This window comes from Spirosoma arboris (assembly GCF_009754945.1).
GTDB classification, from domain to species: domain Bacteria; phylum Bacteroidota; class Bacteroidia; order Cytophagales; family Spirosomataceae; genus Spirosoma; species Spirosoma arboris.
The window spans coordinates 90,241-105,661 of the sequence record NZ_WPIN01000014.1 but is presented as its reverse complement, the minus strand read 5'-3'; the positions used below and the strand labels follow the sequence as shown (position 1 = coordinate 105,661).

13 protein-coding genes and 1 pseudogene are annotated in these 15,421 nt (G+C 46.7%); 10 read left to right on the top strand and 4 right to left on the bottom strand.

Annotated elements, in window-relative coordinates:
- The first annotated feature begins 264 nt into the window (after nt 1-264).
- The 6 genes from GO755_RS29035 to GO755_RS29010 all read left to right on the top strand — a co-directional run bounded on the left by GO755_RS29035 (nt 265) and on the right by GO755_RS29010 (nt 7,265).
- Nucleotides 265-1,155, top strand: coding sequence for a helix-turn-helix domain-containing protein (locus GO755_RS29035; protein ID WP_157588902.1), 891 nt, complete (start codon nt 265-267; stop codon nt 1,153-1,155).
- Between the two features lie 69 nt (nt 1,156-1,224).
- On the top strand, nt 1,225-1,962 hold the full coding sequence (locus GO755_RS29030; RefSeq protein WP_157588900.1) for an SDR family oxidoreductase: 738 nt from the start codon (nt 1,225-1,227) through the stop codon (nt 1,960-1,962).
- A gap of 110 nt (nt 1,963-2,072) precedes the next feature.
- Nucleotides 2,073-4,469, top strand: a complete 2,397-nt coding sequence (locus GO755_RS29025; protein ID WP_157588898.1) for a TonB-dependent receptor — start codon at nt 2,073-2,075, stop codon at nt 4,467-4,469.
- A 29-nt stretch (nt 4,470-4,498) separates the two neighbouring features.
- Entirely contained in the window at nt 4,499-5,716 is a 1,218-nt protein-coding gene (locus GO755_RS29020; protein ID WP_157588897.1) for a DUF4374 domain-containing protein, read from the top strand.
- Nucleotides 5,717-5,908: 192 nt separating this feature from the next.
- A complete protein-coding gene (locus tag GO755_RS29015) occupies nt 5,909-7,063 on the top strand; it encodes a PepSY-associated TM helix domain-containing protein (RefSeq protein WP_157588895.1) in 1,155 nt (384 codons plus the stop codon).
- Nucleotides 7,053-7,265, top strand: coding sequence for a hypothetical protein (locus tag GO755_RS29010; protein ID WP_157588893.1), 213 nt, complete (start codon nt 7,053-7,055; stop codon nt 7,263-7,265). The genes GO755_RS29015 and GO755_RS29010 overlap by 11 nt, the downstream gene beginning before the upstream one ends.
- 239 nt (nt 7,266-7,504) lie before the next feature.
- On the opposite strand, the gene GO755_RS29005 is transcribed toward GO755_RS29010, so the two are convergent.
- Together GO755_RS29005 and GO755_RS29000 are read right to left on the bottom strand one after the other, a co-directional pair.
- A complete protein-coding gene (locus GO755_RS29005; RefSeq protein ID WP_157588891.1) occupies nt 7,505-8,203 on the bottom strand; it encodes a LytR/AlgR family response regulator transcription factor in 699 nt (232 codons plus the stop codon).
- Nucleotides 8,184-9,875, bottom strand: coding sequence for a histidine kinase (locus tag GO755_RS29000; RefSeq protein WP_157588889.1), 1,692 nt, complete (start codon nt 9,873-9,875; stop codon nt 8,184-8,186). Before GO755_RS29000 ends, GO755_RS29005 begins: the two co-directional genes overlap by 20 nt.
- Nucleotides 9,876-10,014: 139 nt before the next feature.
- On the opposite strand from GO755_RS29000, the pseudogene GO755_RS41630 reads away from it, so the two are divergent.
- Nucleotides 10,015-10,956 (top strand): annotated as a pseudogene (locus tag GO755_RS41630) (serine hydrolase domain-containing protein); the annotation flags it as partial.
- On the top strand, nt 10,948-11,400 hold the full coding sequence (locus GO755_RS42065) for a tetratricopeptide repeat protein (RefSeq protein WP_317165976.1): 453 nt from the start codon (nt 10,948-10,950) through the stop codon (nt 11,398-11,400). The pseudogene GO755_RS41630 and the gene GO755_RS42065, both read left to right, overlap by 9 nt.
- 34 nt (nt 11,401-11,434) lie before the next feature.
- Here the strand turns inward: GO755_RS42065 and GO755_RS28985 are convergent, their stop codons facing one another.
- Complete coding sequence (locus GO755_RS28985) at nt 11,435-12,661, bottom strand: hypothetical protein (RefSeq protein ID WP_157588883.1); 1,227 nt, start codon at nt 12,659-12,661, stop codon at nt 11,435-11,437.
- Between the two features lie 445 nt (nt 12,662-13,106).
- Here GO755_RS28985 and GO755_RS28980 point away from each other — a divergent pair, with 445 nt between their 5' ends.
- The gene (locus GO755_RS28980; RefSeq protein ID WP_157588881.1) at nt 13,107-13,901 is read left to right on the top strand and encodes an SDR family NAD(P)-dependent oxidoreductase; all 795 of its coding nucleotides are present in this window, start codon (nt 13,107-13,109) and stop codon (nt 13,899-13,901) included.
- A 27-nt stretch (nt 13,902-13,928) separates the two neighbouring features.
- A complete protein-coding gene (locus GO755_RS28975; protein WP_157588879.1) occupies nt 13,929-14,846 on the top strand; it encodes a helix-turn-helix domain-containing protein in 918 nt (305 codons plus the stop codon).
- A 166-nt stretch (nt 14,847-15,012) separates the two neighbouring features.
- On the opposite strand, the gene GO755_RS28970 is transcribed toward GO755_RS28975, so the two are convergent.
- Nucleotides 15,013-15,378 carry a type II toxin-antitoxin system PemK/MazF family toxin gene (locus tag GO755_RS28970; protein ID WP_157588877.1) on the bottom strand — a complete coding sequence of 122 codons (366 nt, stop codon included), beginning with the start codon at nt 15,376-15,378 and terminating at the stop codon, nt 15,013-15,015.
- Between the last annotated feature and the right edge of the window lie 43 nt (nt 15,379-15,421).

The window sequence follows — 15,421 nt, the reverse complement described above, 5'->3', positions numbered from 1 at the left end:
TTCTGAAATAGAAACTACAAACTCGACATCCGATTACGTCTAAAGCCTGATTCTGAATACGTAATACGTTCTATCGGTTTTAGCTAATTGCTGTATAGGAAGGCCATTTTCCCAAAGACAACGAAAAGGAATAGTCTCTCCGGGTCGACCCGAAAACCTCTTTTGCTAATCAAGTTGATTATATCTTGGGAATAGAGCGGTTGAATCCGTGACGAAAGCCTCGAACCACCTGACAATAACGGCAGGAATTTTGTAATTTCAGGAATGAATATAATCACTAATGATCAATCGGTACCAGTTTACACATTAGCCCAGGACCCGGTTCTAGGCGGAAAGCTATTTAGCATGGCCCGCTTTGAAGGGGCGCTGACTCATCAATCTGAACTGCTGATACCACACCGCAAGGATTATTATCTGCTTGTATTTGCCCGCCGGGGCAACAGCCGTCATTGGGTGGATATGACTCCCTACGTTACCAGAGATAATACCTTTTATATTTTTGTACCTAACCAGCTAACCGTCAAAGAAGAACCTAAGCCTATGTGGGGTACTGCTCTGGCGTTTACCAGCGAGTTCCTGGCCTTACAGGAGAGTGCATCCCTGGGGAAACTGCCAGTGATTCGAAACCCACAGAACGCTCACGAATTATTGCTGTCAGAAAACGATGTGCTCTTCATCGAAGACATCCTGGATAAGATTCATACCGAGTACACCAGACCTAGTGAATGGCAGCAACGCATGCTTACCGCTTACCTAACAGTAGTACTGACCTATTTGAGCCGACTCTATACGGAACAGTTTGAGAGCTCATCGTTTTCTGTTGACAAACTTCTGCTGAAGAATTATCAGGCTATAATTGATGAGCACTTTCGCGAATTGCATCAGGTGAGCGAGTATGCTTCCCTGCTCAACGTATCTGCCGGGTATCTAAGCGAAGCCGTGAAAGCCCAAAGTGGCCGACCTGCCATCGCCCACATCCATGAACGGCTGGTGCTGGAAGCCAGGCGCATGCTGTTTCACACCCAACATTCATTAAAGGAAATCGCTTTTGAGCTCGGCTTTTCAGATGCATCGTATTTCAGCCGCTTCTTCAAAAGAGAAACCGACCTCACGCCAGCAGAGTACCGGGCAACTACCCGTGAAATGTACCAGTAATGCCGAAGAATGTGTGTCAACTGCTTGTATGGAACGCGGTAATTTTGTCCCATCACAAACAGATGAACAATGAAAACAGTACTGATTACCGGAGCGAACAAAAGCATCGGCTTCGAAACAGCCCGACAGTTATTACAAAAAGGCTACTACATATACCTGGGAAGCCGTGATGAGCAAAAAGGCAAACAGGCGGTTGATCAACTGAAGTCGGAAGGATTTGACAAGGTCGAGCCCATTACGATTGACGTTGACAACCTCGACTCCATTAAAGCCGCCCGTGAGGCACTAGGTCAGAAAATCAGTGTTCTGGATGTGCTGATCAACAATGCTGGCATCAGTGGCGGTTTTCCTCAAACGGCGCTTGAGGCAGACATTAGCGTGTTCAGGCAAGTTTTTGAAACCAATTTGTTTGGGGTCATCGAAACCACACAGGCCTTTATCGACCTGCTGAAACAATCCCCGGAACCAAGGATCGTCAATGTCACCTCCGGCTTAGGTTCGCTGACGCTGCATAATGACCCCAGCTGGAAGTATTATCATGTAAAAGGAGCTTGCTATACGGCATCCAAAGCAGCCCTGAATGCCTATACCATCGTCTTGGCCTATGAACTGCGGGACACATCGTTTAAGGTCAACGTGGTTGATCCGGGCTACACCGCTACCGATTTCAATCACCACAGTGGGCCGGGTACAGTAACTGATGCAGCAGCACGTCTGGTAAAAGCAGCTACGATTGGCCCAGATGGACCAACGAGTCAGTTTTTCAGCGATGACAACGCTCCCGATACCGGGATAAGTCCGTGGTAGGATAAAGGATTGTCGTTCAATTAAAAAATTCAACTTTTTTCTTCCCACGACCTTCGGGAAGTTGACGATGACGCTACTCATTGGTTGATAGCTACTTTTTAGATCAACCAATGCAGTATCGTCAATCTGTACTTTTTTACCTGCTTAGTTCCTTCTGGTTACTGTCGTTTGCTGCTTCCGGGCAAGCCGTTGCAGTGCTGTCGGGCTATGTCAAATCCGAATCGGGCGTAGCCATTCCCGGCGCTACCGTCGCCCTTAAGAATACGTCATACGGCACCACCTGCGATGCCAACGGTTTCTATTCATTTGCGTCACTCAAGCCGGGAAACTATACCATTGGCAGTTCGGCCATTGGCTACCTGCCTGTTTTCAAGGAGGTTACAATCAAGTCCCGTCAGTCCCAAACAGCAAATTTTAGCTTAACCGAAAACCAGCAGAACCTGAGCGAAGTCAGTGTGTTTGGGAAAACCGAAACCCAGCAGATTAAGGAACAGGCGTTCACGGTCAACGCAATTGAAACCAAACAATTTGCCAACTCCAACGCCGATCTGAACCAGGTGCTAAACCGGAGCACGGGCGTACGGATTCGGGAACAGGGCGGTTTAGGCTCCAACTTCAACTTTTCGATCAATGGCCTTTCGGGTAAAGCCGTCAAGTATTTCATCGACGGTGTACCGCTGGAAATTCTGGGTAGCGCCGTATCGCTCAATAGCATTCCGGTTAATCTGGCCGAGCGGATTGAGGTTTACAAAGGCGTCGTGCCCGTTCAGCTCGGTTCCGATGCGATGGGCGGAGCGGTGAACGTCATCACCAACCAGCGTCAGCAAAACTACCTGGACATCAGTCATAGTTATGGATCATTCAACACGCATCGGTCGGCGCTGACGGGTCAATATGTCCACAAGCCAACGGGCATCACGGTCAAGGCCAGTGGCTTTTACAACTACTCCGACAACAATTACAAAATGAAGGGGGTAGAAATCCTCGAAGGAGGTAAGCGTGTCGGCAACGAAATTACTGACCTAACGGGCGCTTCGTTTGTGGTAGCCGATGTACGTCGGTTTCATGACCACTATAAATCGGGCATGGGGCAGGTGGAAGTGGGCATTTCTGGTAAGCGCTGGGCCGATGTGTTCTATGCTGGTCTGGGCTATTCGGAAGGGCAGCAGGATTTACAAACCGGCTTCGAACAGACAATTGTATACGGAAACGTAACCCGAAAAAACAAAGCTTCAACGGCCACACTGCGCTACAAAAAGAACGATCTGTTCATAAAAGGTCTCGATCTGAGCCTGTTCGCATCACGGTCAAAAGATACCTATATCACAGCTGATACGCTTTTCCGTCAATATTACTGGGATGGTTTCTGGACGACTAAATCTGCCAGCGAAATGGGGAGTATCAAGTCGCTTTCCTACATTATTCGCCCCCGAACTTTCCTGCGGGCCAATCTGAGCTACGTCCTGAACGAGCAACATTCCTTCAACCTCAACTACACGCTCGATCATCTCAAAAACGAGAGTTACAACTCCCTGCTGGTGTCGGGAGACGATATGCCGGGGCTGATGAACAAGCAGATCATCGGCTTTGCTTATCAGCAAGAGTTTCTGGACAAACGCCTGACCAACACCTTTTTTGCCAAGTATTATGGTTTAGGGCTGGAACGTAACAAATACGTTGACCTCGCGTATCAAAAACTAACTACTCATTTCGACAAATTCGGGTATGGCCTGGCCTCGCGTTTCAAAGTCCTGCCCGATCTGGGGGTGAAACTATCGCTCGAACGGGCCTACCGCTTGCAGGAAGTTGATGAAGTATTTGGCGATGGCCTGAACGTTCAACCCAACCCCGACCTCAAACCCGAAAGCAGCTACAACGCCAACCTGGGTGGTTATTACGGGCTACGATTTAACAAACACCGATTTTTTGCCGAAGCCTCTGGGTTCTATCGCGACGCACAGGATTTCATCTATCCCGTGCCTGATCAGCGATCGAAGGCCCTCAAAAACGAGAATAAGTCGAGTGTGCGTGTCACGGGTTTCGAGGCCGAACTCCGCTACGATTATGCTGATCTGCTGTCGTTTAACATTAAGGCTACTTACCAAAGCGCGGTTAACATGACCAAGTACGGTAGCACGAGTTCTACGGTCTACGAGGCTACCTACAAGAACAAGATTCCGAACCAGCCCTGGTTTTTTGGCAATGCCAACCTGAGTGTTGGAAAGAATAACGTTTTCGGCAACGGGACGCGGCTGCAATTCAACTGGTACACGCAATGTGTTCACTGGTTCTACCTAACCTGGGCGGCCTATGGCAACGTGAATGGCAAATCGAGTATCCCCGACCAGTTGATCCACAACGCTACGTTGAGCTATTCGGTCAACAACGGTCGCTACAACATTTCGGGTGAGTGCCGCAATCTGACCGATGCGCTGGCTTTCGACAACTTCCGTTTGCAGAAACCCGGACGTGCTTTCTCTGTGAAACTCCGCTATTTCCTTAAATAACAACCACTAGTTTTTTACAAATCAACTCAATGAGCCGATTTCTCAACTTCCCTGTCAAAACGATTCTGATAACCCTGCTGGCATTCGCCCTAAACGGATGTAGCAGCGATAGTAACGTAAACCCAACACAAGAAGCAGGTACTTATTCGGCCGTGCTGGCGGTGGGTTCCTGGCCCAACATTGCCTATTACATTGCCGATATTCCGTCGCTGACTTCGGGTACAATCAGCCTGTTAGGCAACGGCGCGGAAATGACCGGCAAAGTGTATGCGCAGGACATCATCCAGAAAAATGGATTTTATTATCATGCCAATGCCGGAAGTGGTCGGCTGGGCAAATATCATGTTGCCAATGGTGCCGTAGTAGTCGATAAAGAGGTTCCCTTTACCTACCTAGACTGGAGCACCTACGCGTGGATCGATGATCAGACGCTGGTGATCTTTGGTATCGGCGATAACGGCGGCAAAAACGAAGGCCGTTATGCCGTCATTAAAGTGGCTGACATGACCGTTACGACGGGTAAACTTGATTTACAGGCATATCCAACCGGCTTTAGTACGTACTCAATGGGCTTTGCCGAATACCGGGCGGGCAAGTTGTTCCTAGGGTATAGCTTCGCTTCAGAAGATTGGTCGGTTTACCCTAATATGCCGGTTTATCAACAGCTGAACGTAGCGGTCATCAATGCATCGACGATGGCTGTAGAGAGCAACATCTCAGATGTTCGTTCAACCAATCCCGGCGGTCCGGCCGTATACGCTCCAGCTTCGTTCCAGGACGAAAACGGAGACATCTACTTTATGACCGACCCGGTTTATAATTACGATTACAAATCCCCCTCGGCTGTGTATCGGATCAAGAGCGGCAGCACGACCCTAGATCAATCATATTACTTCGACTTTTCGTCTAAAGTGAGCAATGGTATGGGAGCTGCCATGTGGTATATCGGCAATGGCAAAGCCATTGTTCGTACGCGCGTAGCTGGCGAGTCGATCGATGCCGATCATTCATTCTCGGTGATCGATGTTAAAAATGGCGCATTTATTAAAACGCTGGCGCTACCTGTCGATAAAGGTGAGCGGATGGTGCAGGCCGTAGTTGTCGAAAATGGGAAAGCGTACATCGCTGTCAACGCAGCCGATAAAGACTACATCTGGGAATACGATCCAAGCACCGATAAACTGACACAAGGTGCTGAGTTCGTAGGAGGTATCAACTACATTCTCCGTCTCGAAAAAACGAAGTAAGTGTTTTGTCCCAATTTGCTCCCCTCTCCCGTTTTGGGAGAGGGGTCGGGGGTGAGGGGAAGCGATCAATTCGGATAACCCACCTCACCCAACCCCGCTCCTGTTTTAGGAGCGGGGCTAAGCTTAACAGTCCTCAAACAGCTGATAAACAGAAGCATTTACACAATTAACGCTTCTTCCCACTCTCCTGTCATGATCTTAAAAAAAATCAATGCCTGGCTTCATTTATGGCTTGGTCTGGCATCGGGCATCGTTGTGTTCGTTGTGGCGGTTACAGGCTGTATTCTGGTCTTCGAGCAGGAACTCAAGCCACTGACGCAGCCCTGGCAGAACGCGGAACGACCTGCCGAAACCATTTACCTGCCTCCGTCGATGATTCAGCAGAAAATGAAAGCTGTTTTTCCAGACAAAAAGACGTTGAGTCTCTGGTATCAGGGGCATGGACGGACCGTCAAAGTCACGTTAGACTCCGATTCGACGGTGTTCGTTAACCCGTATACAGGTGCTGTTGCCGGTATTGTCGATGAGGAAGATTTCTTTCGGTTCGTTCTGGAAGGGCACACCAGCCTATGGATTGACGGTGAAGTGGGGCAGCATATTGTAGCATGGGCAACTCTGATTTTTTTCGTTTTGTTGATTACCGGCCTGATTTTGTGGTGGCCAAAAAAATGGAATAAGAGCACCCGCGATAAGAGCTTTAAAATCAAGTGGAAAGCCAAGTTCAAGCGAGTCAATTATGATTTGCACAATGTACTGGGCTTTTATTCGCTCATTGTGGCTTTGGTCATTACGCTCACCGGGTTGATTATGGGATTTGCCTGGATCAACAAAGGTGTTTACTGGCTCGCGTCGGGCGGTGAATCGCCGGCTCCTTACCGGCGGGGCGAATATGTATCTGATACAATGCAGATGCCAACTAGAAGCAGACTGGCCAGTGTGGATTTAGCCTTCAAAAAAGGAATGGACGAGTTGGCTGTCTATAACAAAGACGTCATTATCGTCTCGCTTCCTCAAAAACCCACCGATGCAATCTACGTTTGCACCGATATGGACAAAGGTTCCTGGCGCGACATTTACCTGGATCAATACACGCTGAAACAACTGCCATCAACAGTCATTCAGATCGACCAACTGAACTTTGCCGACTGGCTTCGTCGCACCAATTACGCCATACACGTAGGAGCTATTGGCAATATGCCTACCAAGATCATCTATTTTATCGCCAGCCTGATTTGTGCCAGCTTGCCCATCACCGGTTTTTATGTCTGGTGGGGCCGTCGTGGATTCGGCCGACGAAAAAAAGCCAAATCGGCTTCTCGTAACCACTCTGTTCGTTATGAAGTATAGTTTTAATCACTCCACCCCCGGCCCCGCCCCTGAAAACCAGGAGAGGGATGAAAACTCGGCAGTGTTAGTAGCCCTTCCTCTTAGTTCAAGGGGTGCAGCCCATGCATTGAACATGATGCCTGCCAATTCGATCAAAGCCATTGAGGTAATCACCAGTCCATCCGCTCGTTACGACGCCGAAGGGGGCCGCATACGTAATTAACATCATCACTAAAAAGGTCCAGCAGCAGGTGAGCGGTACGCTGGAAGTGGTGGCCGGGAATCTGAGGCCGTTAACCCGCGTATTTCGGTCAGTCACGATAAGTGGAACATCAGCTCTTACCTGCATATCCACCAGTTTCGAAATCGGGAAGAGGTTAATCTGAATCGACTGACGTTTGACAATGGGCTACCAACGTGTCGAATTCAGGCGGCTAATAGGCTGAAAAAGCCTATTAGCCCCTACTTAAATCGCCGTTTGATCTGCTCATACCGCGTCCGGCCAATGGGCAGTTGATGGCCACTGGTTAACTGAAGCGCATATCGACCACCCGATTGAATTTGAAGCGCAGCAAAGTAACGACTGTCAGCCAGATAGGATTTATGAATTCGTTCAAAGGAAGTGGGCAGGAGCTGTTCCAGTTTTTCCAGTGATTTATCGTGCAGAGCCGTCGTCCCATTATGTAAGTGAAGTTCTGAATACACACCCGACCCTTGCACAAAGAGGACATCATCTACCTGAATTAATCGAACGATTCCGCGCGTTTTTACTGCTAGAAACTTAAGCGGATGCTGCATACTAGTCGATTTCAACCTAACCCGATCCAAGGCCTGTCCTACCCGCTCGCTAGCAAACGGTTTGGCAATAAAATCGAGTACGCCGTACTCAAAGGCAGTGATCGCCTTGTCGGTATACGCTGAAATGATAATCGTATGAAAGGATTCAGCGATTACGTTTTTCAGCACTTCGAAACCGTCTTGCCCATTCAGATTCAAATCCAGAAACAACAAATCTATACCATGGGTACGAATATGTTCGATGCCACTCGCGACCGCATCGCAACTGGTCAGACTGGTTAGTTCATTACCCAGGATCTCCCGCACGAATCGTTCAATGCGGGCCGCAATCCGGGCTTCGTCTTCAATGATTAGAATTCTCATAAATCGTTATCTGGGTCAGCCAGCCTTCGTCACTTTCCTGAGAGAGCAATGTCCAGTTATTACCATAGCTTTCGGTTAGTCGTGCTCTCATATACGGTAATCCAGTCCCTTTTTCTGGTTCTTTTCCGACGATTCGGTTAGTGGCTATCGTGCGTAGTTGATACTGCCGGTAGACGTTGGTTCGCTGAAAATATAGTTGGAATCGGATTGTCCCATCGGCGAGTGGCAAACTATGGGTAATCCCATTTTCCAGGGCGGTATGTAACAAGGCAGGTGGAAGCGTATCCCTGAGATCAATGTCGAAATCATCCCAGACATAGTGAATCTCTTTCCGAAAGCGCATGACCACCAAATGGCTTTTGCAGAGTTCAATTTCGTGAGTAATGGCTACCAAACGCACATCGACCATTTGGTTCAATAGTTTAAACTCGCTCGCCAGCGCTTCAATAAATACAACGCCCTGCTTCGGCGACTCTTCAATCCAGTCGATCAGCGAGGTTAATGTATTGAGCAAAAAATGAGGCTGGATACTTTTTTTCAGCAATTCTGTTTTCAGGCGTTCAGACAGCAGTAAGGTCTGTTGATAAGCCTGGTCAATTTCCCTGGAGCGGATAACCAGCCCATAGAGCATGGCCAGCAGTAAAAACCCAAAACTCAGGTAAAGGCTATAATCATAATATAAAAAGCAGGCTAACAGGCCACTTAAACCGACAGAAATGAGAATACTGAGGGCTCCTTTCCGCTGTTGGTGCACTGCCAATAGCGCCAGCAGTAACGCACTAATGCCCATAGTTAAACTCATCAATTGGGCCGTAAAATCGTACCGTCCGTGAAAGTTGACGTAAATACCCAGCAAAAGAAGAAGCAACGGGAGCGTGAATCGCGTTGGGTTGAAGAGCGCAAATTGGCGGTTTAAAAAGGAAGGAACCAACAGCGAAATACTCAGGGTGAGCACCCCAATCACCTCTAGTCTGGGCGTTTGCACGTCGTATTGATACGACCAGATGAGGGGCAGGTACTCCGCGATAATCAGGCAGAAGAATAACCCACAAATCAGGCTAAATAACCAAAAAAGGGGCTCCCGGCGATTGTGGAGGGATAAAAACAGGTAATAAATAGCGCCGATCAGAAATGCGCCCGCCAGCATAGCCATCCAGGCAATTGTCTGTACCGATGCCCGTACCATGTCCGGGTAATTATCCAGGCTGCAATTATAAAAACTGTAGCCTGTGCGGGCATAGAAATTGGACACCCGTAGCGCCAGCACATGAACGCCAGGTTTCGTATCGGTATCAGGTAAGAGCCAATACGTGGCATGCTTGCCGGGTCGTTCTGTGGCTTTCGTACGTCCAACCTGACCATTATGACCGATCAACCGCCCGTCCCAGAACGCATCGAAGGAGCCCAGGGCAACGACCTTTACTCCCAGTGGTTTTTGTCTGGTGACGGTAGAATCCAGCCGCATATGGAAGCGTAGCCAGAATAGCTCTTGGTGAGACGTCCCATTCGTGGCCTCCCAGTCCTGGTCATTCCAGTCCAAAGCTGCCCATTCTGGCTGATCACCCAGCTTTAACAGGATACGTTCCGGCCTGACCGAATCCTGCTGACAGCCTGCCAACGCGAGCAACCAAGCTAGGCTAAACCATGTAATCAGCTGTTTGATTCTCGTCATGATCGTTGGTGAATGCACAAAGATAAGCGTCCCAAAATCGGTTCAGGTGTCGTTCACAAACGGGTCGTGCGGTTGGCAAGTTTTCCGGATTCTGGTACGTGCCTGAGTCGTATCATTGATTGATTTTAACAACTATACGATGCGCACTTACCCATTAATCCTATTCAGTCTGGCCCTATTGGGGCTAGTATCTCCCCATTCGGTTGCTCAGCACCAACAAAACAACCGGATCGATTCGCTCATGCACGCTGCTCATCAGTTGGGCGTTTTCAATGGCAACGTACTGGTTGTTCATCAAGGAACGATCCAATACCGAAACAGCCTGGGCTATGCTGATGGCAGCCGGACCAAAAAACTGACCATCGATAAACTCTTCGACATTGGCTCCATTTCCAAAGAGTTCAATGGCGTAAGCTTGTTGCTTTTGCAGCAGCAGGGAAAACTATCGCTCAATAACAGGCTCAGCCAGTACCTGAAGGATCTCCCTACATGGGCCGATAGTATCCAGCTCAGGCACCTGATCAACTATACGAGTGGTCTGCCAATAAGTGCGGCAACGAGCGATCAGCAAATCCATGATGAGTTGAAAAGTCTGAAAACATTGGCCTTTAGGCCTGGGAAAGCCTATGCCTATAGCTATTCCAATGTATATCTTCAGCGTCAGGTAATTGAAGCCATTTAGGGCCAGAACTATAGTGCGTTTATAACCGAACATCTCCTGAAACCGATGCAGATGAACCATACATTTATGGATCTGCCGATAACTGCACCGGAAATGACTCGGGCGTTTGACAGCAATTTCAAAGAAAGCTCGTACGATCAGCAAATGAGTGGGTGGCCTCGGTTGTCAATTGACGATTTATACAACTGGCTTGTCAAACTGGATAGCTACCAGTTGGTCAACAAAGCGGCCATGCAAGCGCTGGCAGTAGATCTTGGCGGAAACGAAAGTAGTCTGGGTCATGCCGTTTTTAACGCCGATAAACTGACCTGGCATCAGCATCATGGCTCCAACTATAATTACGAAGCCCTGATGACCCACGATGTAGAGAACGATATCGTTGTCGTTCTGATGACCAACAGCCAACAGTTTAAAGTGAATGCGTTGACGAACAGTATTATTGCTATCCTGAAAGGGCAACCCTATACGGTTCCCAAACGGTCGTTGTATCTGGATCTTCGCGAAAAAGTACTGGCTGATTTCGACCAGGGAATTGCTTTCTACCGAGATGTCAGGGAGCATCAGCAGAATCGGTATGACCTCAGCTTCGAAATCGGCGATCTGGTGAATACGGGTAAATACCTCATGCATCGGCAGCGGTTCGACGAGGCTATTCGGCTTTTTGAACTGAGCACGACTTTACCTGTTCAGCCGAATGATTATTCCTATGCTTACCAATTGATAGCCGATTGTTATACGAAGAAAGGGTTGAAACAACTGGCGATTCTATATTACCAGAAAGCCATTGAAAAAGACCCGACGAATGAAAACGCAAAAGGATACCTGGCAGAATTGTTACGGTAAAGTTGTAAATGTGCGGGTAAAGGCTGCTATTACCCTAGTTGGTAAGGATGGTTTTCCAGGTAGTTCCGTTCCAGAATTCTTTGGTGTGCGTCGTCAGATTGTATATTTCTAAGCCTTCATAGGGCGTTAGTGCATCGCGCTGCACGGTGGTAAATCGGTTGCCGCGAACTCCAAAGCGTCCGTTTTCATCGACTACCACCGTTTTTAAACTGCCCGTCAAATCTGCACTGTTACTATTCATATCCGGCGTTCGGATAGGCGTAGGGCCATGCAAAACGCTCTTATAATTGCTATTGGTAGGGTCGAACATAGCTTGTCCCTGCACAAGTGTTTGTCCGTATTGGAAAAGTCCGCCTTCGATGTTTAAAGCCATAGGAAACGTAGCGTTATCCTTACACTTCACACTTAGATTGTAGCCTCTGTGCGCTGCCGATATAAGCGAAAGGCCAGTAAACGATCCCATGGTAAATACCAAAGGGCCATGCATACCGATACTAACCTGCGCTCCGTATCCGCCCGATGGTTGTACAATACTCTGATTGTTAGCGCTAAAAACGTAGGTCGAATTGTCAAGATACATTCTCCCCATCGTAACATAATACAGATTTGAACAGGACACTGAAGGTCGGATAATTGAATTCTGAACAACAATATCACCCCCATCTAATCCAATCCGATTAGAGCCATTTATGGTTAAATCCAGGGTAAGTAGTTGTAGCATTGTCCCCGTACTGGCAAACAGACCCGCATTTAAGACTATACTGGCGAGTGTAGGATAGTCTGCCGAATACAGGATAATGTATTTATTATTGACCTCATGGTCTGCGCTCAGTACAACCGGATTAGCTGACGAAGTATTACGGATGCTGACGAAGTAGCTATAACCTGAACTACCGTTTATCCATTCGATAGCCTTGTCCAAGGTTTTGAAGACGACCCCACCCGTAAAATTTTCGGTCTGAACGGTATATTCAGACGGGTCTTTTGTGTCGCTCCCGTTCACCGGGTCAATACAGATGAATAGCGAACTGGTTGCATTGAGTGTGTGATAGGTTAATTTGTCAACCTGATTTATACCACTTATCGTTATATTTCCGGATAGCGTCGTGCTGACAGGCGAGTTAATGACGTCAGCCTTCAAGGCGTTCACATTCAGGCTAGACCCACGTAGATTTTGGCTTACTTGTCGGCCAATTTCAGCGTTTTGGCCAAAAGCAAGAAATGTAGTCAGAGATAGAACGATTGACAGAATGCGTTTCATTTCGGGCTATTTAATTGAATAGACGTTAATTGCTTCCAGCACGCTACGGATAGGCAAACTCAATAACCGATTATGGGCTACTTAAAACCATCATAACTCCAATCAGATACCGAGTTTTCTGTTATCAAAAACCGAGCCTATCAGCAAAAGATAACGACGCACCAAAGGCCGATTTTGGTTTTTAGCACTATGATTAAGACCCAGAAGCAGATTGAACAGCAACAAGAAGAAATTGAGAAGCTAAAGAAATGAAGCGCCAAACTAACGTTGGATCACTACATCCGGGAAGGGGAAACTTACATAGGCAATCCGACTAGACTACTAGAGTGTCAAGTAAAGTCGTGATTATCATTACCGAATTTCAAACACAACAATCCGACTTTTGAACACTTTTATTAACTTGAGGTACGCCACTTTTGTGCTGTAAACGTTAAACAGCAGAAACGTGAAAGCAACATTAATTACAGGCGCGTCGGGTGGAATTGGGGAAGCCCTTGCTAACAAATTAGCCATAAGAAAGCACAACCTGGTATTGGTCGCCAGAAACACTGAAAAATTAGCTATTCTTTGTCAACAGCTTTCTAAACAATTTGGTATTGAGGCTCACTACATTGCGGCTGATTTATCGAAGCCGGAAGCTGCGGAACTGATTTTTACGGAAACCCAAAAACGTAATCTGGAGATTGAAACGCTGATCAACAACGCAGGAATAGGTTCTGGCGGAGAATTTTCAGAACTTCCTTTAAAAGGCGAACTTGACATGTTGCAGCTAAACAATGCCTCATTTGTAGCGATGACGCATTTCTTTCTGCCGCAAATGCAAAAAAGAAAAAGCGGAACGATAATCAATGTGGCCTCAATGGCCGCTTTTATGCCCGTTCCCTATATGGCCGTTTATGCAGCAAGCAAAGTTTTTGTGCGCTCCTTTACCGAAGCCATTACTGAAGAGTGCAAGCCGCACAACATTCATGTGATGTTACTTTGTCCGGGGCTAACAAAAACTAATTTCAACCAGGCGGCAGGTATCGAAAACGAAAAAGGGAAAGCATTAACTGAAGGAGCCAATTTGCAAACACCAGAAGAAGTGGCTGATGAGGCATTGAAAGGTTTGGATCAAAAGAAACACGTTGTTATTTCGGGAGTCTCCAACCGAATGGCAGCAAAAATGACGGCATTATTCCCTAATGCAATGCTTGCCAAACGCATGGCAGCATCCTATCGGAGAAAAATGAGCGTTTAATTAATCTTTTCATCGACGTTTGTCAATATGAAGAAAGAGGAACCTCAACCGGTTGTCGTTCAATCTGTTGCACAACAGCATCAGGTGATCGGAATTCGCAAGCCCAAACATCCGTTGGTCAGTATTTTTCGATTTGACGAAGTACCTAAAGCCGTAATTGAGCAGAAAGTAAAATTCATTTCTCATCTATATCAGATTACCCTGAAGAAAGGCTGCCCCTGCAAAGTAAAATATGGGCAAACACCTTATGATTTCGATGAAGGAATCATGTCTTTCTTTGCTCCCAAACAAATACAGATTATTGAGCCGGGCGATTGGCAACCCCAATCCGGTTGGGCGTTGCTTATTCATCCTGATTTTATTAGAAACTTCCCCTTACATCAAAAGATAAGAGAGTATGGCTACTTTGGCTACGAACTGAATGAAGCATTGATTTTGTCGGAGGATGAAGAAAAAACCATCGAAAACATCCTTAACCAAATTAAAAAAGAAATCAGTTTACCTATTGATAATTTCAGCCAGGATATCACTATTGCCAACTTAGATTTGTTATTATCCTATTGCAATCGATATTATAACCGGCAGTTCATCGTTCGCAAGCCTATTAATAACTCCTTACTCCAAAAAGCCGAGCTGATATTAACTACTTATTTTGAAAATTCGGCAAACGTAAAAGGATTGCCGACGACAACTTTTCTGGCATCCCAGTTAAATTTATCACCTAAATACCTGAGTGACTGTTTAAAGAAACAGTACGGGCAAACCGCACAACAGTTCATTCATGAAAAACTGATTGAGTATGCAAAAGATATTTTGGCTTCCACAGAACTATCGGTAAATGAAATTGCCTATCAATTGGGCTTTGAATTTCCGCAGTCGTTTAGCAAATTATTTAAAAGTAAAGCAAAACAAACGCCTTTGGAATACAGGCAGTCCTTTAATTAAACATGAGGAGGCAATAAGAGAATAGTTTATCGCCTTAGTTGGCGATTGGGTTGCCAAGTGGTCTTTATTGGCTATTTGATTTGGTCAGAATCGGGTGGGTGGTTTCCCGATCCGTTTTTTTGTCCGAATACCAACATTTATCGGATTGTTAGTCAAAAAATATAGGTCAGGTTTCTATCTGTTTAAGGTAGTCGGCTAATCGTTGAAGTAAGCTATTATATAGCACGTCAGGAACCCGGCCAATAACTTCAACAATATGTTTAGCTGGTATTACGTCCAGGAATCCTAATCGTATAACAGACGTTACTTTAAGCCCGTTTATGGAGTTAGATCTTAATACTTCGTCAAACTCTGGTATTGTTTGTTGTAGCCTGGAAGAAATGCCACAAACCAAAAAATCACCATAGCCAGGCATCTGTTTCAAAACTATTGCTGGACGTTGTTTAGGGCCACCGTCAGCCTGTTGTAATTTAATTAGAATTATACTTCCCGGTTTTATTTCCTGTATTCGTGTAAATGTGTTGCGTAACATGGGCCGTAGTTGATTTAGTACGGCTCAAAGTTGGTGGGTCTGA